Genomic DNA, 23,678 nt, shown 5'->3' with positions numbered 1-23,678 from the left:
AGCAGAAGCAAGGCGCCTCTTCCCTACTGTCAAAGTTCGATCTAGCCGACTAACGGTCATTCTCTGCACCCCTTACAGGCTCTGCCCTGCAGAAGAAGTGACAGCACTTTGACGCCATCCGTTCGACATTTTTTTATTAACAAATTGTCCTACAAGCCGTATAAAAGCTGGCTGAAGCCTCGTGCCAGAGGCTTTCTCTATGAGCGATACAAAGACATTTACGGACGGAGACAAAATGGTAGATCTTGGATCGTGGAATCTCAGCATCCCGGTGGGGTCGCCCCCCAAGACCATCGAAACCGCTCAGTTAGTAAAAGGCTACGACGGTAAATATTTCAAATCCAAAACCGACGCCATTGTGTTCTGGTCGCCCGTCACCGGCACTAAAACCGAGAACGCCAAATATTCCCGAAGCGAACTTCGGGAAACGTGGTCCGATGGTTCGCTGCATAATTGGGTGTACCCGGATGCCGACAACTTTCTGAATGCCAAACTGGAAGTCGACCAAGTACCTTCCTCAGGCAAGATTGTCATCGGACAAATACACGCATACGAGAGCACAGAGCCGCTCCTGAAAGTCGAGTTTCAATACAAGGAAGACACCAAGACCGGCGATATCGTTGCAAAAGTCCGCAACCGCTATGACGACGATGAAAGCAAGGTTTACACCATCGTAGAGGGTGTGAAGCTCAATGAGACATTCAATTACGTCATTCACCTGAGCAAGGGCGGAAAACTGTCCGTCAGCGCCAAGGATCAGGACTGGAGCACGCGCATCAGTGAGACCTGGCGCGACAAGCCTCTGTACTTCAAGGCGGGGGTGTATACCCAGGACAATACCGGGTACACCTCGGAGGGTGGCAAGGCGACGTTCTACAACCTAGACATCGATCACAACCAGAGCTGAGCGGCACGCAGCTCTCAGCCTGAAGACACAACGGCCCGCGCTTCACGAAGAAGAACGGGCCGTTTGTGTTTCAGTCAGACCTGTCAGCGGTTGGCTTTGAAATCCTGTTCGGCGGCCAGGAAACGGGTCTGCATGGACGCAGAAGCAGGCTTGCCGATCAGGCTGAATACCACGATGGCGATGCTGGCCAGGATGAACCCGGGGATGATTTCATACAGCCCCATGGTACTGAATTGTTTCCAGAGCACCACGGTGGCCGCACCCATAATGACCCCGGCCAGAGCGCCGTTGCGAGTCATGCCCTTCCACAGTACCGAAATCAGTACCACAGGGCCGAAGGCTGCGCCGAAACCGGCCCAGGCGTAACTCACCAGGCCCAGCACGCGGTTTTCAGGATTGGCCGCCAGCAGAATGGCAATGATCGCGATCAGCAGCACCATTGCCCGACCTACCCAGACCAGCTCGACCTGCGAAGCGCCCTTGCGCAGATAAGCCTTGTAGAAGTCCTCGGTCAACGCGCTGGAGCACACCAGCAACTGGCAGCTCAGCGTACTCATCACCGCAGCCAGAATGGCCGACAACAGCACGCCGGCAATCCACGGATTGAACAGCAGCTTGGCCAGCTCGATGAACACCCGCTCCGGGTTCTCGGTAACCGGCCCGGCGACCTCAGGGTGCGCGGAAAAATAAGCGATGCCGAAGAAACCCACCGCCACGGTGCCGCCCAGGCACAGGATCATCCAGGCCATGGAGATGCGTCGGGCGCTGGCAATCGACTTGACCGAATCGGCCGCCATGAAGCGCGCCAGGATATGTGGCTGACCGAAATAACCCAGGCCCCAGCCGAGCAGGGAAATGATGCCGATGAATGTGGTGTTCTTGAACATGTCGAAGCTGGTCGGGTCTTTCGCTTCGATCGCCAGAAAGGTGGTGTCGACGCCGCCCGTTGCCAGCAGAACGATGACCGGCGTCAGGATAAGGGCGAAGATCATCAGCGTGGCCTGCACGGTGTCTGTCCAGCTCACCGCCAGAAAACCACCGACGAAGGTGTAGGCGATGGTCGCCGCAGCGCCGGCCCACAGGGCGGTTTCGTAGGACATGCCGAAGGTGCTTTCAAACAGACGCGCGCCCGCAACGATGCCAGAGGCGCAATAAATGGTGAAGAACACCAGAATCACGATGGCCGAAATGATGCGCAGCAGGCCACTGTTGTCTTCGAAACGGCTGCTGAAGTAATCCGGCAGCGTCAGTGCGTCACCGTTGTGCTCTGTCTGCACACGCAGACGGCCGGCCACGAACAGCCAGTTCAGGTAGGCGCCGATGATCAGGCCGATGGCGATCCAGCTTTCCGACAGGCCGGACATATAGATGGCACCGGGCAACCCCATCAACAGCCAGCCGCTCATGTCCGAGGCTCCTGCTGAAAGAGCGGTGACCACGCTGCCGAGGCTGCGTCCGCCGAGAATGTAATCCGAAAGGTTGTTGGTAGAGCGATAGGCCATCAGGCCGATCAATACCATTGCCGCTATATAGATCACGAACGTGATCAAGGTAGGGTTGCTGACACTCATGAGTTCTGCCTTGGCATTGTTTTTATGTTGGCACCCGATGCCAAAGGGAATAGCGACCGATATTCGGCACATCCCTGCTTTTGCACCCGACACCGCGTTGACTGATCGCTCCGCAAGGATTGGCAATCAATGACTGGCGGTTGCACCGCGGGAACGAATCCTATTAAACAATCCAAACAAGGTGCAACCCATTTCATCCTGCAAGTTGCACCTGTTACAAAAAACTCGTGACATATGCATTTACGCGCCATTTTAGGGCGTTTTCAACGCAATCTACAAAAAATCACGCACCAGTACTGAGCGTAGCGCCATTTTTATCAGCCGCTCACCGGGAACGTCACAAAATATTCTGCAAATCGGGTTGCACCCGGTTGCACCCCACCCTGTCCCGAGGCTAATCTGCGCCAAAGCCGATGCCACTTCCACGTGGCTATAAAGAGGACAACACATGGCCACCACCACTCTGGGCGTCAAACTTGACGACCCGACCCGCGAGCGTTTGAAAGCCGCAGCTCACTCCATCGACCGTACGCCGCACTGGTTGATCAAGCAGGCGATTTTCAATTACCTGGAAAAGCTCGAGAGTGGTGCAACCCTGCTGGAGCTCGACGGTGCTGCCGGCAAGGACAACGAAGACCGCGGCGAGCTGGCAGAAGAGGCGGGGCTGCAATGCTTTCTGGATTTTGCCGAGAGCATTCAACCGCAGTCCGTGTTACGTGCAGCCATCACCTCCGCCTACCGCCGCCCCGAGCCGGAAGTGGTGCCTATGCTGCTCGAGCAGGCACGCCTGAGCGCGCCGGTTGCCGAAGCCACCAACAAGATGGCCGCGTCGATTGCGGAGAAACTGCGTAACCAGAAAAGCGCCGGCGGTCGCGCGGGCATCGTTCAAGGCCTGTTGCAGGAGTTTTCACTGTCGTCCCAGGAGGGCGTCGCGCTGATGTGCCTGGCCGAAGCGCTGCTGCGTATTCCGGACAAGGGCACCCGCGATGCGTTGATTCGCGACAAGATCAGCAACGGCAACTGGCAGCCGCACCTGGGCAACAGCCCGTCGCTGTTCGTCAACGCCGCCACCTGGGGCCTGCTGCTGACAGGCAGGCTGGTCGCCACTCACAATGAAGCGGGCCTTACATCCTCGCTGAGCCGCATCATCGGCAAAAGCGGCGAACCGATGATCCGCAAGGGCGTCGACATGGCCATGCGCCTGATGGGCGAGCAGTTCGTCACCGGCGAAACCATCGGTGAAGCCCTGGCCAATGCCAGTCGCTTCGAAGCCAAGGGCTTTCGCTACTCCTACGACATGCTGGGTGAAGCGGCGCTGACCGAACATGACGCGCAGAAGTACCTGGCGTCCTACGAGCAGGCCATCCACTCCATCGGCAAAGCCTCGCACGGTCGCGGCATCTACGAAGGTCCGGGGATTTCCATCAAGCTGTCGGCGCTGCACCCGCGCTACAGCCGCGCCCAGTACGAGCGGGTGATGGATGAACTGTACCCGCGCCTGCTGTCGCTGACCCTGCTCGCCAAGCAGTACGACATCGGCCTGAACATCGACGCCGAAGAAGCCGATCGCCTGGAACTGTCGCTGGATCTGCTCGAGCGCCTGTGTTTCGAACCACAGCTCACCGGCTGGAATGGCATCGGCTTCGTGATTCAGGCGTATCAGAAGCGCTGCCCTTATGTGATCGATTACGTGATCGACCTGGCGCGCCGCAGCCGCCATCGTCTGATGATCCGTCTGGTCAAGGGCGCGTACTGGGACAGCGAGATCAAGCGCGCCCAGGTCGAAGGCCTGGAAGGCTATCCGGTGTACACGCGCAAGGTGTACACCGACGTGTCCTACATCGCCTGCGCCCGCAAGTTGCTCGCGGCACCGGAAGTCATCTATCCACAATTTGCCACACACAACGCCCACACCCTGGCGGCCATCTACCAGATCGCCGGTCAGAATTATTATCCCGGCCAGTATGAATTCCAGTGCCTGCACGGCATGGGCGAGCCGTTGTATGAGCAGGTTGTAGGCAAAGTCGCCGACGGCAAACTGAATCGTCCTTGCCGCGTGTACGCCCCGGTTGGCACCCATGAAACGCTGCTGGCCTATCTGGTGCGTCGCCTGCTCGAAAACGGCGCCAACACCTCGTTCGTCAACCGGATTGCCGACCACTCGATCTCGATTCAGGAACTGGTCGCCGATCCGGTCAGCCAGATCGAACGCATGGCGACCCAGGAAGGCGGTTTCGGCCTGCCGCATCCGCGCATTCCGCTGCCACGTGACCTGTACGGAACCGAACGCGCCAACTCCAGCGGCATCGACATGGCCAACGAACATCGTCTGGCTTCGCTGTCTTCGGCCCTGCTGGCTACCGCGCACAACGACTGGAAAGCCGCCCCGATGCTGGGCTGCCCGGCCAGCGCAGGCACGTTGAGTGCGGCCTTGAACCCATCGGACCTGCGTGACGTGGTCGGTCATGTACAGGAAGCGTCCCTGCAGGATGTCGATAACGCCATCCAGTGCGCCTTGAGCGCCGGTCCGATCTGGCAGGCCACTCCGCCTGTCGAGCGCGCTGCGATTCTGGAGCGTGCCGCTGACTTGATGGAGGCTGAAATCCAGCCGTTGATGGGCCTGCTGGTCCGTGAAGCGGGCAAGACCTTCGCCAACGCTATCGCCGAAGTGCGCGAAGCCGTGGACTTCCTGCGTTACTACGCCGTGCAGGCGCGCAACGACTTCACCAACGACGGCCACCGTCCGTTGGGGCCGGTGGTCTGCATCAGCCCGTGGAATTTCCCGCTGGCAATTTTCAGTGGTCAGGTAGCTGCTGCACTGGCTGCGGGTAACCCGGTGCTGGCCAAACCTGCCGAGCAGACGCCGCTGATCGCCGCACAGGCCGTGCGCCTGTTGCTTGAAGCGGGCATTCCGGAAGGCGTAGTGCAATTGCTGCCGGGTCGCGGCGAAACCGTAGGTGCAGGGTTGGTCGGCGACGAGCGTGTCAAAGGCGTCATGTTCACCGGCTCCACCGAGGTCGCCCGCCTGCTGCAGCGCAACGTCGCAGGTCGCCTCGACTCACAGGGTCGCCCCATTCCGCTGATCGCCGAAACCGGTGGCCAGAACGCGATGATTGTCGACTCGTCAGCGCTGACCGAACAGGTGGTGATCGACGTGGTGTCTTCAGCATTCGACAGCGCCGGTCAACGTTGCTCGGCATTGCGCGTGCTGTGCCTGCAGGAAGACTCTGCCGACCGCGTCATCGAAATGCTCAAGGGCGCGATGGCCGAGAACCGCCTCGGCAATCCGGAGCGCCTGTCGGTAGACATCGGCCCGGTAATCGACGCAGAGGCCAAGGCCGGTATCGAAAAACACATCCAGGCCATGCGCGACAAGGGCCGCACGGTCTATCAGGTGGCCATCGCCGACAGCACCGAACTCAAGCGTGGCACTTATGTGATGCCTACCTTGATCGAACTGGAAAGCTTCGATGAGCTGCAACGCGAAATCTTCGGGCCGGTACTGCACGTGGTGCGTTACAAGCGCAAGGAGCTCGGCCTGCTGATCGACCAGATCAATGCATCCGGCTACGGCCTGACGCTCGGTGTGCACACGCGCATCGACGAGACCATCGCCAAGGTCATCGACAACGTCAATGCCGGCAATGTCTACGTCAACCGTAACATCGTCGGCGCCGTGGTGGGTGTTCAGCCATTCGGCGGCGAAGGCCTGTCCGGCACCGGCCCCAAGGCGGGCGGCCCGTTGTACCTGTATCGCCTGCTGTCGACGCGCCCGCAGGATGCTATCGAGAAATCGTTCGTCCGCAGCGACGCGCTGTCTGCGCCGGATACCCGCCTGCGTGAAGTCCTCGGCAAGCCGTTGCAGGCACTGAAGGCCTGGGCTGCCAACAACCAGCAAAGCGACCTGGACGCGTTGTGCAGTCAATACGCCGAGCAATCGCAAAGCGGCATCACCCGCCAGTTGGCAGGCCCGACCGGCGAACGCAACAGCTACGCGATCCTGCCGCGTGAACACGTACTTTGCCTGGCTGACGACGAGAACGACCTGCTGATTCAACTGGCAGCCGTACTGGCGGTCGGCAGCTCTGCCGTATGGCCGGAAACCGACATCAGCAAACCGCTGCGTGCTCGCCTGCCAAAGGACGTTCAGGCGCGCATCAAACTGATACCTGACTGGGCCAAGGACGAAGTCATCTTCGACGCCGTCCTGCACCATGGCGACTCCGATCAGCTACGTGCCATCTGCCAGCAGATCGCACAACGCAGCGGTGCCATCGTCGGCGTCAACGGCCTGTCCCACGGCGAAACCAACGTACCGCTGGAACGTCTGGTGATCGAGCGGGCATTGAGCGTCAACACTGCGGCGGCGGGTGGCAATGCGAGCCTGATGACGATCGGCTGATGCCGCGCGGTAACAGATGACGCAGAGCGTCAAGAACGGCATTCCCACGCTGGAGCGTGCGCAACGAGAGGTGTCTGAAAGACACCGACCGTTCCCCTGCTCTGCAATGACTACCGTGCCAATGCTCTGCGTTGGCACGCAGTTCTGGACGCTCTGCGTCCGCTCTCGATGCCCCCTCACCCACGCTCGACCATCACCCGAATCAATCTTGCTACCCTCGCCCCTCAACCCGACCTAGACTTGAGCCATTCCAAGAACAGGTACGCCATCATGTCCGAGTCGCTGCTCAGTTCCCGAAATCTGGCTTTCGAGCTGTATGAAGTGCTGGACGCCGAAGGTCTGACGCGTCGCGAGCGCTTTGCCGAGCACTCGCGGGAAACCTTTGATGCGGCGCTGGGGACGGCGCGCGTCATTGCAGAAAAGTACTTTGCACCGCACAACCGCAAGGCTGACGAAAGCGAGCCTCGCTATGAAAAGGGCGAGGCGATTCTGATCCCGGAGGTCAAGCCCGCGGTGGACGCATTTATTGCGGCGGGCTTTCTCAACGCATCGCGTGATTTCGACGTGGGTGGCATGCAGTTGCCTACCCTGCTGTCGCAGGCCTGCTTTGCCCACTTCCAGGCCGCCAACGTCGGGACGACGTCCTATCCGTTTCTGACCATGGGCGCCGCAAACCTGATCGAAAGTTTTGGCAGTGACGAGCAGAAGCAACGCTTTCTGCAACCGATGATCGAGGGGCGCTTTTTCGGCACCATGGCGCTGACCGAGCCCCATGCGGGTTCATCATTGTCAGACATCCGCACACGCGCCGGACCGGCAGATAACGGTACGTATCGGCTGCGCGGCAACAAGATATTCATTTCCGGGGGCGATCATTCGCTGTCGGAAAATATCGTGCACCTGGTGCTGGCGAAACTGCCAGATGCGCCAGCCGGGGTCAAAGGTATCTCGCTGTTCATCGTGCCCAAGTTTCTGGTCCACGACGACGGCAGCCTCGGCAAACGCAATGATGTGCTGCTGGCAGGTCTGTTTCACAAGATGGGCTGGAAAGGTACGACCTCTACAGCGCTGAATTTCGGCGATAACGGCGAGTGCGTTGGCTATCTGGTCGGCAAGCCTCATCACGGTTTGAGTTACATGTTCCAGATGATGAACGAAGCGCGTATCGGCGTTGGCCTGGGCGCTGTCATGTTGGGCTACGCCGGTTATCTGTATTCGCTGGATTACGCCCGGGATCGACCTCAGGGTCGCCTGCCCGACAGCAAAAGCCCCGAGAGCACGCCCGTGCCGATCATTCAGCACGCTGACGTGCGGCGCATGCTGCTGACCCAGAAGGCTTACGTAGAGGGCGCGTTCGACCTGTGTCTGTATGCCTCACGGCTGTTCGACGACACCCAGACCGGAGAAACCGAAGACGTCCGCAAGCACGCCCATGAGCTGCTGGACCTGCTGACCCCCGTCGTCAAATCCTGGCCTTCGGAGTTCTGCCTGAAGGCCAATGAACTGGCGATTCAGGTGCTCGGCGGTCATGGTTACACCCGCGAGTACCCCGTTGAGCAGTACTACCGTGACAACCGGCTCAATCCGATTCATGAAGGCACTCACGGCATCCAGTCACTGGACCTGCTCGGGCGCAAGCTGGCGCAGAACGGTGGCACCGGCCTCAAGCAACTGCTGCGCCTGATCGCCAACACCTGCGAGCGCGCACAGGCTCACGAGTCACTCGTTGAACTGCGCCAGCCTCTGGAGCAATTGATTGCTCGCTTGCAGGCTGTCACTCTGGGGCTGCTGGGCGATCTGGCGCAAGGCAGGATCACCAGCACACTGGCCAACTCGGCGCTGTACCTCAAGGCATTCGGTCACACGGTAATCGGCTGGCGCTGGCTGGAACAGGCAATCCGCGCCGAGGAAGGCCTGGGTAAGGGTAATTCGGCCGACAGCGACTTCTACCACGGCAAACTGCAAGCTGCCCGGTATTTCCTGACGTGGGAAGTACCGGGCTGCCATCATGAACTGACGATTCTGGAAAACCGCGATGACACCTGTCTGGCAATGCGCGATGACTGGTTCTGATCAAAACCAGGCTGGCTGTTGATCAGTGCGGGCTGAACAGGTCTGTCATTGGATTCTGCGGAAAAAACCGGTCGACCAGTACCTTGGCATCTGTCCCCAGCTTAAGCGCGTATTGCTCTCGACTGAATGGCTCGCCCGTGCGCATATCGTAAAGCGCCCGCCCCTGGATTGGACGATCGACCTCCTGCATCTGGACTTTCATGATGCGATAAAACTCACCGCTCACTTCTTCGATGCTGTCGATCTGAAAGTAGCATCCGGGCAAGAAGATCGATTCGGCCTCATCGGGCGAGGCCGAGAATGGCGCAACGGGCGTGGCCCGCAGATAACGCCCTTTGGGCAAAACGAAGACCACCGAGGTGTCATCGAACGTGACCGGCCCAAGCATGGCGCTAGCGGGCGCACCGGCCCGACTGCTGGCGAAGGCGCTGACCACGTAGGGGTTTTCGCTGAACGAGGTGACATCGGTATTGACCAGCACGTCGCCGACCTTGATCTGCCCGCTGCGGAACACGGCACCCGAGGTGCCCCGATCACCACTGCCGCCACGGTACAACTCGACATCATTGTTGTACCCCACCACATGGATGTCATCGGCCAGGCGTTCGATGGCTCTGACCTGGTTTCGGCCCAAGCTCTCACCGGTACGCAGGAACCTGTTGAATTGCGCATCATCCTGGGTATACAGCGTGATGTTGGCGGCGTAATAGTCGTCATCACCAAGCTTGAAAACCCGATGTTTGCCCTGCCAGGGGTCCCTGTATACCTCGTTGCCATCGGGCGAAGAATCGGACTCCAGGACATCCTCCGGGGTCGCGTCCCAGATTGACATGACCTGTTTCTGCCGGGCCAGAGCTGTTTCTGCAAAGTGCTGCTCATTGAAAATGTCAGTTTGCAAATACCGGTCCCAGAACGAGGAACCTACTGTCGCATAAGGTTTGCCAACCGGGGCAGATGCGCTGCCTGACGGAATCTGCACATCCATAGGAGAGCCGCCCTGCAAGCCGGGCGACGCCATCAGCGTCCATTTCCCTTCGGCGTTCAGACGAACCGGCTTGCTGCCGATGAACGCAAACGGGTTATCAGGATTGACGACCATCCAGCACTGCTGTTGCTCATTGAACATTACGCGATAAGGCAAGTGCGCCAGCTTGATCCAGGTTTCGCCGTTACCCAGCGTGTAGACGCCGCGCAACCTGCCCTCTTCGGCTGAGGGCGTGAGGGTGTCGAGCAGCAGGTTGCCTTCCATGTTATCCAGCGGGTCGGCAAGCACGCTGCCGCCCTCCAGGGCCTCACTGGAGATCGATGCGACGTCCGTTGTCGTTACCTGTAAAGGCTGGGGAGCGACACGTATGGACATCAGCAGAGGAAGATTGAAGAGTAGATAAAGCGTGTTGAGAATCGCGCCCAGCACACCAGCCTTGCGTTGCGCAGGGGTTTTGCCATTGACCGCCTGATCAATATTCAACCCGGTATTGGCAAGACTTGCCCCGACAAGCGTCAAAGCAACCGGCCAGCTCAGCGGCGCAAGCCCGCCAAACGCCCGCAGGAATGCGCTCAGATAGCCGATCCATATCTGCTTGAGCAGGTCGGTATTGGACGTCAGGATCTCGCGTGCATCGGCGCTCATTGCCTGCCGGGCAACGTCACGCAGGTAAACAAAGGGATCACCTGCAATAGGCGCTTGCGACTGGTTGATGAGTCGAACGTCAGCACGCCAATCGTGCGCGAGCAAATCGCTCACCGCGCGCGCAAACCTGGCGCCATCTTGTGTCCGGGACGCCTCACCACGCAGGAAATGGCCTGTCATCGCCTTGGCTGCCTGCTCGCCCATGAACTGTTCCTTGAGCCAGTGGTACAAGGCGCGCTCGCTGTCGAACGCCATAAAAGGCTGTTCGGCATCAGGCCAGTAAATCACCTCCCGCCCACCGGCAATGACGATACGCAGCAGGTCATGGGCCTTGATGCCGTCGATATCCAGCGTATGTACCGACACACCGGGCGGCAACGGCAGCGGCTCCTGCAACGCTTTCAGCGTAGGCGTTTGCAATGGATCGGCAATAACGACGCGGGTGACCTGTTTGAAGTCGTCGGGTGACAGTTGGCCCTTGCGCAGGCAATGGCCGGCGGCAACCAGATATTGCGCCTTGGCCAGAATGCAAAAGTTGTCACTGTGAATGTTCCAGAAACGCTCCATTCGGCGGCTGTACAACGAACTGAAATCAAGCGTCCACATGTCGTTGAGCACATCCTGAGGCAGCATGGGCACCTCATTGCGCTCGTCGAAAAACCCGTGGTCCGGGCCATCGGTATAAAAACCACCGTACAGGGAGAGCTCATCGCTGGCTTCCTGGTCGTGGGCGCTGAAGTGCTTCATGAGCAGCTCGATCAAGGTCATCGACTGCACAGGCTTTCCGGAATGCTGCCAGCCGGTGAAGGTACGCGGGCTGCTGCTGGCGGAACCGAAACGATGCCAGTACACCTGTTCAGGATTGAACATCCTGTGGGTGTGTTGAAGAATGATCTTGCTGGCTGCGATATAGGCCAGATCGTGCAGATCGGGATAGTCGAGAACAAACTGCTGCGCACGTTCGCGCAGCAGTTGCTGATCGGTTTTGGAGGCTTGCGAGGGTGGGGGTGACATAACGTCTTCCTGTGTGAGAGAAGTCATGCACGTAATCACCCATCGCAGTGTTCATGGCACTAACTATCTATGCCGTCACGCGCCTGTCGATGGTTCGGGCTCAGCCACTGGACTGTCCACTGAACGCTACCACTCGTTCGCAGAGCCTGGAGTAATCTTCGCCGTGGCCTTGAAGGGGAAATAGAAGTCCACGGTATCCTTCAGATAGGCCTCGTATATGACGGACAGGACTTGATCAGGCGGAAGATAGGAGCGCGCCAGCAAATCGAAGCAGTCAGGTCGCAGCCTTCGCAAAACATCTGACATCAGCTTGGGGCCGGTCAGGTCCGAAATACGTGTCATATAAGGCGTCATCCTGGCTTTTGATGCGGCTTTCGTGGCGTCGTCGGTACGGTCGATGTAGGGCCTGCGGGTGCTGAAGAACGCTTCGTTGATCTGCTTCTCGCTGTCGAAGCGTACCTTTATCTCCTTGAGCATCTGTTTTAAAACAGGATTGTTCGGGTGACTGCCGAAGTGACTGTTTCCCGGCCCTTTATAACCCAGATGCTCCGCCTGCAGCTCCCTTCCCAGCAGTACGTCATTCGGACCGGCTTTCAATGGAAATTTTGCGAAAGGGACGTTGATCGTGTCGTCGCAATCGACATAGATACCGCCATACTCGTCAATCAGCCGATAGCGCAAAATATCCGAGGCAGCGGCGTAATTACGGTTATCCGAGTGCCTGAAGTAATTGAATGCCTCGCCGTTTTCGCCGCTCAGGAAGTCTGGATAGAACGCTTCTTCCTTGAGGCGCGAAATATGCATTTGCGGCTGTTCAAAAAAGTAATCGAACAACTGCTGGTCAGCTGCCGGGTCATCGATATCTATGTGCAGTTGAAAGCGCAAATCCGGACTGGTGCGCATGTTGCTCAGCATCTTTTCCAGGAGGTCTGCACCCGGCGTTCGTTCCCCCATCCAGATGTGGTGAACGATGCGGCTTATGGGTTTGGCGTCTGCCGGCAGGCTCGGTACACGAGGAAAAGTATAGAACTCGAAACGCTGGCTCTGTGGCAGATTTGCCTCAAGTTTCTGGAATGTGTCTTTGGAACCGCGGTTCCACACCCCGTCGCGATCCAGCCACACCAAGCCGTCCCTGTCAGATGGGTCAGTTCGCCAGCAACGAATATCGGGGTCGTAATAGACATTCGTCTTTTCCCCCCTCACCTGAACGAAATACTTCTCTATGACGGTCCCTCTTGATTGACTCAGTACCTCCTCGATGCTGATACCGTCCATAGGCAATTCGACCTGCAGCTTGGGGGCCCAGCGCTGGACTTCGATTTTCGGCTCGCCGGGCACCACCGGTACTACGACGCTTTCTGCTTCACTGGCAGGCGGCAACTGCGTACCGTCGAAACTTTCCCCGCCGCGCAGCCCCAGCTTGAGGTCCAGGTCCCAGTAGCCGGTGTCGACAATCTTCACATAGGGCCCCCACACACGAGGGTCCGCGGCGGAGCGAATTCGGTACTGTTTCTCCTGCGGCACCCACTCCACCCGGAACGCACGATCATGCAGTTCGATGTAGCGTTTGCCTTCGAGCGGATAGATACCCGCCACTTCGCCCGACGCAAGTCCCGGCAGTTCCTGAGGCGCTTCAAGCGCGCGCAACAGACGGCGCATTTTCTTGTCAAGCGAGCGCAGTGCCGGCGGTTCCGGCCTGAAAACCGGGGCTGGCTCAATATCGATGACAGGGTCGATCTCAGTCGATGACCCTGGCACCTCATAGCCGCCACGCGTCTCGTCAACCAGCCCTGTTTCAACTCCGGCCTCGACCGCCTCACCCTCCTCGCCAAGAATCGGCAGCGCGTTCAAGACGCCGAAGGCAATCCGCCCAAGCCCAGCCTGACGCTCCTCCAGCGTGTGACCATTCACGGCGGCGTCAACACCCAACCCGACCAGCGCGAGAGACAGCCCTGCGACCACCGGCATCAGCTCGGGAAAGACGATGGCAACGCCACCCAGAACGGACACGCATTCGCTCAAACCGCTGCTGGCTTCCTCTTTCCAGTAGTCGCCATGGCTGCGGATTTTTTGCAGCGCATCGATTTCGGACTTTGCCCTGACCCGAGTCTTGAAGTGCGAGAACGGCCAAGGCTGCAGAGGTTCGCCAAACTGCACCAGCTTTCGGGGGTTCCATGCACCCGTCGCGGAGTCCAGCAGCTTCGGGTAGACGGCAAAGCCTTTCAGGGCAGTGGCCACACCGCTGTAGAAAAAGCCATCCAGGTCATCGGCAGCACTGAAGTGCGCCTCCAAAGAACGGCGCTTGCCGGGGTCCCTGCACATCAGCGCGACCCAGTCCTTGAGTTCGTCTGCGTTCTTGAAGGCATGAATGGGTGACGAATTACCGGGTATATAGAGCAGCACGGTCGGCGAATCGGCGCTGCGTATGACCATGATGTCGACGGCACTGTAACCGTGGACCAGCAGCTCGGAAATCGTCACACGGGTGGCAATCGGGGCAGCGACAAAATCGTCGAAACTCAGCGTTTTCCAGCCCTGATCGCCGGGCAGGCCAAGCGCCTCAAGTACCATGGCCTTGTGCTCGGCCTTGAGGGTATTTTCGTCGGCTTGCAGCCAGGCTGCCTTGAACAACCCGGCCTTTAGCATCAGGTTGTAGTCTTCGCCATGCGCGTGCCAGAACTGCTTCAGATAAGCGATATACCCTGATTGCAGATTGTGATCCCAGATGTATTGCTTGAATGCCTCGGCATTGATGCCAAGTTGTGTCGTTGCGTCATAGCGCTGCGGGCTGGTTTTTCGGTAGATGGCCTCGTAAGCAACGCAGTCGGAAGCGAGCAGCTTCTCGTCCACGACCTGGCAGTCGAAACCGCCGTCACTGTGGGGTTGCAAATGCCCGAGATGATCAAACCAGTTGCCATTGCCCTTTTGCTGCCAGTTACGCAGCAGCGCCTGGGTCAGTGTCATCGAGTGAACGACATTGGCGCGGTGAGGTGCGGGGTAGAGCCTCGGATCTTCGATATACAGCGTGGCGATCAGGGTGTCGTCCGGATCAATCTCGACGCCCCACCGCGACTGGCATTCCTGTGCCACATCCCGCGCAGCCAGGGCGGCAGGTGACTGCAGGTTGATCGGGTTGAGCCGGAAGTAATCGCTGACCGAAAAGTCTTCGTCTACCCGTTTCCGGAACGCTGCGTCAGAGTCATCATCGCCAGCCCTGTCGGCATCGTCGAAGTCGTAATGTGCTGCAAACTCATCATCCATGATGAAAACCTTCTTGGTGGTAGGAGCCCCGACAGTAGTGAGCAAGAAGGTCTGGTCTGCGGTATATAGCTATGCGTCAGCCGCTGGATTGCAACCAATCGTGAGCCCGGGAGCGCCGCTCTGGGTCAATCGCCCTGAATTGATCTTTGACAGCCAAGCAATTCAACAGGTTAAATCGCTTGGCATGCGGACTGCATGGTCAGTTTTCGCCCCTCTCGTTGCAATTCAGTTTTCTACGGAGTACCGCCCTTGGACGCCACCACCATCAACAGCCTGTTCCTGATCGGCGCGTTGCTGGTAGCCGCAAGCATCCTGGTCAGTTCTCTTTCGTCGCGCCTGGGCATTCCGATTCTGGTCATTATTCTGGCCGTAGGCATGGTTGCAGGCGTCGATGGCGGCGGGATCATCTTCGACAACTACGCGACCGCCTACCTGGTCGGCAACCTTGCGCTGGCGGTGATCCTGCTCGACGGCGGGCTGCGAACGCGGGTGGCCAGTTTCCGGGTCGCACTGTGGCCGGCCTTGTCGCTGGCGACGGTAGGCGTGCTGATCACCACGGTACTGACCGGCATGATGGCTGCGTGGCTGTTCAATCTCAGCGTTATCCAGGGCCTGTTGATCGGCGCGATCGTCGGCTCCACAGACGCCGCGGCGGTGTTCTCCCTGCTGGGCGGCAAAGGTTTGAACGAGCGCGTTACCGCCAGCCTCGAGATCGAGTCGGGGAGCAACGACCCCATGGCGGTATTCCTGACTGTCACCCTGATCGGCATGCTCGCCAGCGGTCAGACCGGCTTGCACTGGGGACTGCTGGGGCACCTGATCCAGGAATTCGGGATCGGCAGCTTCATCGGTCTGGGCGGCGGCTGGATCCTGCTGCAGCTGGTCAACCGCATCAATCTGGCAGCTGGCCTCTACCCGATTCTGGTGATTGCCGGTGGCCTGGCGATCTTCGCCCTGACCAACGCCATCCACGGCAGCGGTTTTCTCGCGGTCTACCTGTGCGGTCTGGTGCTCGGCAACCGACCGATTCGCAGCCGCCACGGCATCCTGCATATGCTCGACGGCATGGCCTGGCTGGCGCAGATCGGCATGTTTCTGGTACTGGGCCTGCTGGTCACGCCGCACGATCTGCTGCCGATTGCGATACCGGCGCTGGGTCTGGCGCTGTGGATGATTCTGGTGGCACGTCCACTGTCGGTGATGGTCGGCCTGCTGCCGTTCAAGGCCTTCCATGATCGCGAAAAAGCTTTTATCGCCTGGGTCGGCCTGCGTGGCGCGGTGCCGATCATTCTGGCGGTGTTCCCGCTGATGGCCGGGCTGCCCAATGCGCAGCTGTACTTCAACCTGGCGTTCTTTATCGTGCTGGTTTCGCTGTTGCTGCAAGGCACCAGCCTGCCGTGGATGGCCAAACTGCTGAAAGTGACGGTTCCGCCTGACCCCGCGCCGATTTCCCGGGCCGCGCTGGAGGTACACGTCACCAGCGAATGGGAGTTGTTCGTCTACCGCCTGGGCGCTGAAAAGTGGTGCATCGGCGCGGCGCTGCGTGAGCTGAAGATGCCGGAAGGCACGCGTATCGCGGCACTGTTCCGCGGCCAGCAACTGCTCCACCCGTCCGGCAGTACAACCCTGGAAGTCGGTGATCTGCTGTGCGTGATCGGCCACGAACACGACCTTTCAGCGCTGGGCAAATTGTTCAGCCAGGCGCCGCAGCGTGGGCTGGACCTGCGTTTCTTCGGCGACTTCGTGCTCGAAGGCGACGCAAGGCTGGGTGAAGTGGCGGCCCTGTATGGCCTGAAACTCGACGGCATCGACCCTGGAATGCCGCTCAGCCAGTTCATCGTGCAGAAGAACCGTGGCGAACCGGTGGTCGGCGACCAGGTTGAATGGAATGGAACTATTTGGACGGTTGCCGTCATGGACGGGAACAAGATCCAGAAAGTGGGCGTCAAATTCCCCGAAGGAACCCGCCCGGGCCCCGGACTGTTCCTTTAAACTGCCAACCCACACGTATCATCATGCGACCGGTGTCTATGTTTTCCCTGCGTTCCTTTTGTGCTGCCGCACTGTTTGCGCTCTGCCTGTCTTCTTTCCCGGCGCTCGCCGCCGACCCGCCCAGCAGCGCCGCTGTTCAGCAAAGCCTCGACAAGATTGCCGACCGCAAGCTGCCTGATGCCGAGCAAAAGGCACTGCAACAGGTCCTCGAACAGACACTGGCGTTTCTGAACAGCAAGCAGGACAGCGAACAGAAACTCGAAGCGCTCAAACAGCAGCTCGCCCAAGCGCCAAAACAGACTTCGGAAAACCAGCGTGAACTGGCCCGCCTGAAAGAAAGCAAAGTGGTGCCTGTGGCCCAGCGCTATGGCGGCCTCGACGTGCCGCAGCTGGAGCAACTGCTCAGTCAGCGCAGCACCCAGCAAAGTGATCTGCAGAGCGAACTCAACGACGCCAACAGCCTGGCCATTACCGCGCAAACGCGGCCGGAGCGTGCACAGACTGAAATCAGCGCCAACCAGACGCGCATCCAGCAGATCAACGCCATCCTCAAGAATGGCAAGGACAACGGCAAGACCCTGAGCGCCGACCAGCGCAACCTGCTCAATGCAGAGCTGGCCTCGATCAACGCCCTCAACCTGCTGCGCCGCCAGGAACTGGCCGGCAACAGCCAGTTGCAGGACCTGGGCAACAGCCAGCATGACTTGCTGACCGAGAAGGTCGCGCGCCAGGAGCAGGAAATTCAGGACCTGCAGACCCTGATCAACGACAAGCGTCGCGCCCAGTCGCAGAAAACGGTCGCCGACCTGTCCCTGGAAGCGCAGAAGTCCGGCGGCAGCAGCCTGCTGGCGACCGAAAGCGCTGCCAACCTCAAGCTCTCGGACTACCTGTTGCGCGGCACCGACCGCCTCAACGAGCTGACCCAGCAGAACCTCAAGACCAAGCAGCAACTCGACAACCTGACCCAGACCGATCAAGCCCTCAGCGAGCAGATCAACGTGCTGAGCGGCAGCCTGCTGCTGTCCAAGATTCTCTACAAACAGAAACAGGCGTTGCCGCACCTTGAGCTGGACAAGGGTCTGGCCGATGAAATCGCCAACATTCGCCTGTATCAGTTCGACATCAACCAGCAACGCGAACAGATGAGCACGCCGACCGCTTACGTCGAAAAGCTGCTCGCTACCCAGCCGCCTGAAAACGTCACCCCGCAACTACGCCGGACGCTGCTGGACCTGGCCATCACCCGCAGTGACTTGCTGGAGCGCCTCAATCGCGAACTGAGCGCGTTGCTCAACGAATCCATCACCCTGCAACTGAACCAGAAGCAACTGACCAGCACCGCTCAGGGGCTGCGCGCCACACTCGACGAGCAGATGTTCTGGATCCCCAGCAACAAGCCGCTGGACGTGGAATGGTTTCAGAATATCTGGCCGCGCCTGCAAAAGCAGGTCGCCACCCTGCCGTGGACATCCAGCCTCAGCGAACTGTCAGACGGCCTGACCCAGCGGCCGCTGCTGTTCCTGCCCTTGCTGCTGTTGATCGGCATACTGACCTGGCGGCGCAAGGCGCTGTACCAGAAGCTCAATCGCCTGCACGCCGACATCGGTCACTTCAAGCGTGACAGCCAATGGAAGACGCCACTGGCGCTGCTGATCAACGTGCTGCTGGCCATGCCCGTCGCACTGGGGCTGGCGCTGTGCGGTTACGCGCTGCAGATCGACGCCCGCGGTCAAAACGCCAACCTGGGCGAGGCCTTGCTGCAGATCGCCCTGGCCTGGCTGGTGTTCTACACCGCCTATCGCGTGCTTGCGCCGTCTGGCGTTGCGCAGTTGCACTTCCGCTGGGAGACGGCGCAAGTCGAGTTCCTGCGTGGCTGGGTGCGGCGCCTGGGGCTGGTGGTCCTGGCCCTGGTGGCGGTAGTGGCCGTCGCCGAACACCAGCCTGCCGCACTGGCCGACGACGTGCTGGGAATCGGCGTGGTGCTGACCTGTTACGCCCTGATGACCTGGCTGCTTGGCCGCCTGCTGATCTCCAGCCCCACGCATCACAATGCCTCACTGTTCCGCAAAACCGTCGGCGTCTTGTTCACGGCGTTGCCCGTCGCGCTCTTCCTCGCAGTCTGCTTTGGCTACTACTACACCGCGCTCAAGCTCAGCGACCGTCTGATCGACACCCTGTACCTGATGATGATCTGGCTGATGGTCGAGGCGACGTTCGTCCGCGGCCTGAGCGTGGCCGCCCGGCGCCTGGCCTATCAGCGTGCGCTGGCCAAGCGTCAGGCAGCCAGAGAAAACGGCGACAGCGACATTCCGGTCGAAGAACCCAAGCTGGACATCGAACAGGTCAACCAGCAGTCGCTGCGTCTGATCCGTCTGGCCCTGCTGGCCGGTTTCGTCGGTGCGCTGTATCTGGTGTGGGCCGAGCTGATCACGGTGTTCGCCTACCTGGACAACATCATTCTCTACGAATACACCAGCGGCACCGGTGCCAACATGAGCATGGTGCCGATCAGCCTGAGCGATTTCCTCGGTGCGGGGGTGATCATCGTCATCACCTTCGTGCTCGCCGGCAACCTGCCCGGCCTGCTGGAAGTACTCGTGCTGTCACGCATGAACCTCGCGCAGGGCAGTGCCTACGCGACGACCACACTGCTGTCGTACACCATCGCCGGTGTCGGCTTCGTCACCACGTTGTCGACACTGGGCGTGAGCTGGGACAAATTGCAGTGGCTGGTCGCGGCGCTGTCGGTGGGACTGGGCTTCGGCATGCAGGAAATCTTCGCCAACTTCATTTCCGGCATCATGATCCTCTTCGAACGTCCGGTACGGATCGGCGACACCATCACCATCGGTGCCCTGTCGGGGACGGTCAGCAAGATCCGCATCCGCGCCACGACCATCACCGACTTCGACCGCAAGGACATCATCGTCCCGAACAAGACCTTCATCACCGGCCAGCTCATCAACTGGTCGCTGACCGACACCGTCACCCGCGTAACCCTCAAGCTGGGCGTGGATTACGGCTCGGACCTGGACCTGGTGCGCTCCCTGCTGCTGCAAGCCGCCCGGGAAAATCCCCGGGTGCTCAAGGAGCCAGAACCGATCGTCTACTTCCTGAACTTCGGCGAAAGCACCCTCGACCACGAACTGCGCATGCACGTACGCGACCTGGGCGACCGCAACCCGGTACTCGACGAGATCAACCGCTTCATCAATCGCGAGTTCAAGAAGCAGCACATCAACATCTCGTTCCGCCAGATGGAGATCTACCTCAAGAATACCCAGGGCCTGGAATACAAACTGGTGCCCGCCGAACCAAGCGACAAGGGCAATGCGCCGACCGGAAAAACCACCCTGCAGCCGGTGAACACTACCGTAACCCCGGCGACCAAGGATGCGCCCGAGCCGCCTGAGTTGCGGTTGGATTGAGAAGACTGACAGTGTGCGTCAGCCGCCCCCACGCGGCTGACGCACATTAACGATCAAATCAGGCCTCAACCCGCCCAATCACCACCTTCGCCTCCAGATACCCCCCAGGCTCCTTGCTGATCTGCACGGTTCCGGCACACGGCGCCAGTATCGATGTTTCCATCTTCATCGCCTCCATGATCGCGATCACCTGTCCCTTCTCTACCGTCGCACCGTCTTCAACCGCCCAGGCATGCAGGTTGCCCGCGACCGGCGTCAGCACTGCGTGCGGGTCCGGGGTGTCGGCGACTGGCTGGCTGGCGTAAGCCGGGGCGGCAGCGTTCAGGCTCACGCCAGCCAGCAGCGCAGCAGGCAGGCCCAGCTCATGGCGTTTGCCGTCGATTTCAACGAAGGTGCGCAACACGCCGGGATCGACCGGCTCTGCGTTGCGCGGGGCGATGGTGACGTGCTCGGCGAAGTCGGTTTCGATCCAGCGGGTGTGGACAGCGAAGGTATCGGCCGCGGTGAAGTCGGCATGGTCCATGACCGCCCGATGGAACGGCAGCACGGTGGCCACGCCTTCCACCTTGAACTCGGCCAGCGCACGGCGGGCGCGGCTGATGGCCTGTTCGCGGGTGGCGCCGGTGACGATCAGCTTGGCGATCATCGAGTCGAAGTTCGGTGAGACCCGTGAGCCTTCTGCCACGCCGGTGTCCAGACGCACGCCCGGACCGGACGGCGGCTGAAATAAAGTGATAGACCCCGGCGTCGGCAGAAAGCCGTTGCCCGCGTCTTCGGCATTGATGCGGAATTCAAAGCTGTGACCGCGCGGCACAGGCGTGCCATCGAACGACAGCGGCAGGCCGTCGGCGACGCGAAGTTGTTCGATGACCAGGTCCACACCGCTGGTTTCTTCCGTCACCGGGTGTTCGACCTGCAAGCGCGTGTTGACCTCCAGGAACGACAGGGTGCCATCGCCGCTGAGCAGGAACTCCACCGTACCGGCACCGACATAGCCCGCTTCGGCGCAGACCGCGCGGGCCGACTCGTGAATGCGCTGGCGCAGTTCGTCATTCAGATAAGGCGCTGGCGCTTCTTCGATCAGCTTCTGGTTGCGACGCTGCAACGAGCAGTCACGGGTGCCGACCACAACCACCCGGCCATGACGGTCGGCGATGATCTGCGCTTCGATGTGCCGTGGGCGATCCAGGAAGCGCTCGACGAAGCACTCGCCACGACCGAACGCGGTCACCGCCTCACGCACTGCAGATTCGTACAGCTCGCTGACTTCATCGAGCTTCCAGGCGACTTTCAGGCCGCGCCCACCGCCGCCAAAGGCAGCCTTGATGGCAATCGGCAGGCCGTGCTGCTCGGCAAATGTGACCACCTCAGAGGCATCGTTTACCGGGTCTTCCGTACCGGCCACCAGGGGTGCGCCGACTTTCAGGGCGATACGTCGGGCCTGGACCTTGTCGCCCAGTGCGTCGATGGTCGCAGGATCGGGGCCGATCCAGATCAGACCGGCGTCGATCACCGCGCGGGCGAATTCGGCGCGCTCCGAGAGAAAGCCGTAGCCTGGGTGAACCGCGTCGGCACCCGCACGAGCGGCAACCGCCAGCAGCTTTTCGATGTTCAGGTAGGTGTCGGTCGGGCGCTCGCCTTGCAGCCCGTAGGCTTCATCGGCCTGACGCACGTGCAGCGCGTCGATATCGGCATCAGCGTACACCGCCACCGAGGCGACTCCGTAGTCACGGCAGGCACGGGCAATACGAACGGCAATTTCGCCACGATTGGCTATCAGAACCTTTTTCATCTGTTCTTGGTCTCGTCTGAAGTGGCGGGGCGCACTGGCTCGAAGGCGCTCAGCGGGTTGAAACGAATGCGGGCATTGACCGGAATCTGCCCGGCCTTGTCCAGGTGGTAGGTGGCGACTGCGCCGATGACCGGATAACCACCGGTCAACGGGTGATCGGCCAGAAACAGCACCGGCTGGCCACTGGGCGGCACTTGAATGGCGCCGACTGTGGTGCCCTCGCTGGGCAACTCGCCATCGACGGCACGTTGCAGCGATTGCTCGCCCGCCAGGCGAATGCCGATACGGTTGGATTGCGGCGTGACCCGCCAGGTCTGTTGCGCCAGCAGCTGCTGTGCTTCGGCGCTGAACCAGTCACTGCGCGGCCCCATGACCACATCCAGGGTGATGACCTCATCGCTACGCGGCATCTCGAAGGCCGGTTGTTCGGCAGTCGATACTGAAAGGCCGCCGGTTCTGCGCGTGAAGCCCAGCCGGTCACCCGCTGCCAACGCGGCGGGCCCGACCTGGGCCAGCGTGTCGGTGGACAGGCTGCCGAGCACCGGCTCATGAATGAAACCGCCACGAACCGCCAGATAATTGCGCAGGCCGGCAGTCGGGGAACCGATGCTGACCTGATCGCCGTTCTGTAGAGAAAAAGGCGCATAAAGCAGCGGCCGCAATTTTTGCCCTTCGGCGGTCAGCACCTCGACGCTGACCTGAGCCCCGGTAATCGCCACAACGGTCTGCCCCTGACAGGTAAAGGTCAGGCCGCCCATGAGAATTTCCAGGCACGCCGTCGCCGGATCGTTACCCACCGCGCGGTTGGCAGCGCGCAAGGCGCCGCGATCCAGCGCGCCCGATGCGGAAACACCCTGCCCCGCGCGACCGGGACGCCCCAGGTCCTGAAACAGGGTCTGCAGACCTGGCGTCTCGATCTGCAGATAGTCTTCGCTGACCGTCGTCGCCTGCGGCCGGACAGGTGCGGCAACCTGCACACGAGTCTCCGGGAGCGGACCGGCATCCTGGAAACGCACGCGGTAGCCGGGCTGGAGCAAGGCGGGCTCGTCGCGGCCCAGGTCCCACATGGTTGAGGTGGTCACCCCGATGATCTGCCAGCCGCCGGGGCTGGCCTGTGGGTAAATACCACTGAAACCACCGGCCAGTGCCACTGCGCCAGCCGGAATACGCGTGCGCGGCGTGCTGCGCCGTGGCACCACGAACCCGGCGCCGCCGCTGAGGTAGGCAAAACCGGGGGCAAAACCGCAGAACGCAACGTTGTAGTCGCTGCCGGTGTGGCGCCTGATCACTTCCTCGACGCTGATATCCAGCTCGCGGGCGACATCGGCCAGGTCTTCGCCGTTGTAATGCACCGGTATTTCGATCAGCTTGCCCGCCTCGCGCGCCTTGCCACGAATGTCGCGCGAGGCGATCTGTGTGGCCAGTGCTTCGAAACCGATGGCTGACGGACGAAAATGCACCAGCAACGTTCGGGCGGCCGGGACGATTTCCTCCACGCCAGCGATGGGCATCTGCTGTAACGATTCGAACAGGGCCAGGGTCTCGTCCAGATTCGACAGTTCAACCAGGAGTGCATCCAGGTTGGCCGGGTAGAAACGCATGAGCCTC

At 60.3% G+C, this 23,678-nt stretch carries 10 protein-coding genes; 5 read left to right on the top strand and 5 right to left on the bottom strand.

Translation table 11 applies throughout. From position 1 onward, the window contains the following. Positions 1-235: 235 nt before the first annotated feature. Entirely contained in the window at positions 236-907 is a 672-nt protein-coding gene (locus tag KUIN1_RS02775; protein WP_003404605.1) for a polysaccharide lyase family 7 protein, read from the top strand. Between the two features lie 83 nt (positions 908-990). On the opposite strand, the gene putP is transcribed toward KUIN1_RS02775, so the two are convergent. Further along, entirely contained in the window at positions 991-2,478 is a 1,488-nt protein-coding gene (putP, locus tag KUIN1_RS02770) for a sodium/proline symporter PutP (protein ID WP_024641089.1), read from the bottom strand. A 448-nt stretch (positions 2,479-2,926) separates the two neighbouring features. On the opposite strand from putP, the gene putA reads away from it, so the two are divergent. Together putA and KUIN1_RS02755 are read left to right on the top strand one after the other, a co-directional pair. Then, entirely contained in the window at positions 2,927-6,880 is a 3,954-nt protein-coding gene (putA, locus tag KUIN1_RS02765; protein ID WP_152091813.1) for a trifunctional transcriptional regulator/proline dehydrogenase/L-glutamate gamma-semialdehyde dehydrogenase, read from the top strand. A 270-nt stretch (positions 6,881-7,150) separates the two neighbouring features. Then, positions 7,151-8,953: an acyl-CoA dehydrogenase gene (locus KUIN1_RS02755; RefSeq protein WP_152091812.1), complete on the top strand. Its 1,803-nt coding sequence runs from the start codon at positions 7,151-7,153 to the stop codon at positions 8,951-8,953. A 22-nt stretch (positions 8,954-8,975) separates the two neighbouring features. Here the strand turns inward: KUIN1_RS02755 and KUIN1_RS02750 are convergent, their stop codons facing one another. Together KUIN1_RS02750 and KUIN1_RS02745 are read right to left on the bottom strand one after the other, a co-directional pair. Beyond that, on the bottom strand, positions 8,976-11,624 hold the full coding sequence (locus KUIN1_RS02750; protein WP_152091811.1) for a dermonecrotic toxin domain-containing protein: 2,649 nt from the start codon (positions 11,622-11,624) through the stop codon (positions 8,976-8,978). A 99-nt stretch (positions 11,625-11,723) separates the two neighbouring features. After that, positions 11,724-14,858, bottom strand: coding sequence for a dermonecrotic toxin domain-containing protein (locus KUIN1_RS02745; protein ID WP_152091810.1), 3,135 nt, complete (start codon positions 14,856-14,858; stop codon positions 11,724-11,726). A 249-nt stretch (positions 14,859-15,107) separates the two neighbouring features. On the opposite strand from KUIN1_RS02745, the gene KUIN1_RS02740 reads away from it, so the two are divergent. Next, positions 15,108-16,850 (top strand): potassium/proton antiporter, encoded by a 1,743-nt coding sequence (locus KUIN1_RS02740; RefSeq protein ID WP_054091663.1) that lies wholly within the window; start codon positions 15,108-15,110, stop codon positions 16,848-16,850. 38 nt (positions 16,851-16,888) lie between these two features. Then, positions 16,889-20,278, top strand: coding sequence for a mechanosensitive channel MscK (gene mscK, locus KUIN1_RS02735; RefSeq protein WP_003404597.1), 3,390 nt, complete (start codon positions 16,889-16,891; stop codon positions 20,276-20,278). A gap of 58 nt (positions 20,279-20,336) precedes the next feature. Here the strand turns inward: mscK and KUIN1_RS02730 are convergent, their stop codons facing one another. Further along, positions 20,337-22,070: an ATP-binding protein gene (locus KUIN1_RS02730; protein ID WP_103378165.1), complete on the bottom strand. Its 1,734-nt coding sequence runs from the start codon at positions 22,068-22,070 to the stop codon at positions 20,337-20,339. After that, positions 22,067-23,671, bottom strand: coding sequence for a 5-oxoprolinase/urea amidolyase family protein (locus tag KUIN1_RS02725; protein WP_152091809.1), 1,605 nt, complete (start codon positions 23,669-23,671; stop codon positions 22,067-22,069). Before KUIN1_RS02725 ends, KUIN1_RS02730 begins: the two co-directional genes overlap by 4 nt. Positions 23,672-23,678: the final 7 nt, after the last annotated feature.

Source organism: Pseudomonas sp. KUIN-1 (assembly GCF_009176725.1).
GTDB classification, from domain to species: Bacteria; Pseudomonadota; Gammaproteobacteria; order Pseudomonadales; family Pseudomonadaceae; genus Aquipseudomonas; species Aquipseudomonas fragariae.
The sequence above is the reverse complement of the archived record's forward strand: the minus strand, read 5'-3'. Positions and strand labels throughout refer to the sequence as shown.

Excerpts from the sequence above, each read along its gene's own strand:
- KUIN1_RS02775 (WP_003404605.1), top strand. The coding sequence starts at position 236 with ATGGTAGATCTTGGATCGTGGAATCTCAGCATCCCGGTGGGGTCGCCC.
- putP (WP_024641089.1), bottom strand. The coding sequence starts at position 2,478 with ATGAGTGTCAGCAACCCTACCTTGATCACGTTCGTGATCTATATAGCG.
- putA (WP_152091813.1), top strand. The coding sequence starts at position 2,927 with ATGGCCACCACCACTCTGGGCGTCAAACTTGACGACCCGACCCGCGAG.
- KUIN1_RS02755 (WP_152091812.1), top strand. The coding sequence starts at position 7,151 with ATGTCCGAGTCGCTGCTCAGTTCCCGAAATCTGGCTTTCGAGCTGTAT.
- KUIN1_RS02750 (WP_152091811.1), bottom strand. The coding sequence starts at position 11,624 with ATGACTTCTCTCACACAGGAAGACGTTATGTCACCCCCACCCTCGCAA.
- KUIN1_RS02745 (WP_152091810.1), bottom strand. The coding sequence starts at position 14,858 with ATGGATGATGAGTTTGCAGCACATTACGACTTCGACGATGCCGACAGG.
- mscK (WP_003404597.1), top strand. The coding sequence starts at position 16,889 with ATGTTTTCCCTGCGTTCCTTTTGTGCTGCCGCACTGTTTGCGCTCTGC.
- KUIN1_RS02730 (WP_103378165.1), bottom strand. The coding sequence starts at position 22,070 with ATGAAAAAGGTTCTGATAGCCAATCGTGGCGAAATTGCCGTTCGTATT.
- KUIN1_RS02725 (WP_152091809.1), bottom strand. The coding sequence starts at position 23,671 with ATGCGTTTCTACCCGGCCAACCTGGATGCACTCCTGGTTGAACTGTCG.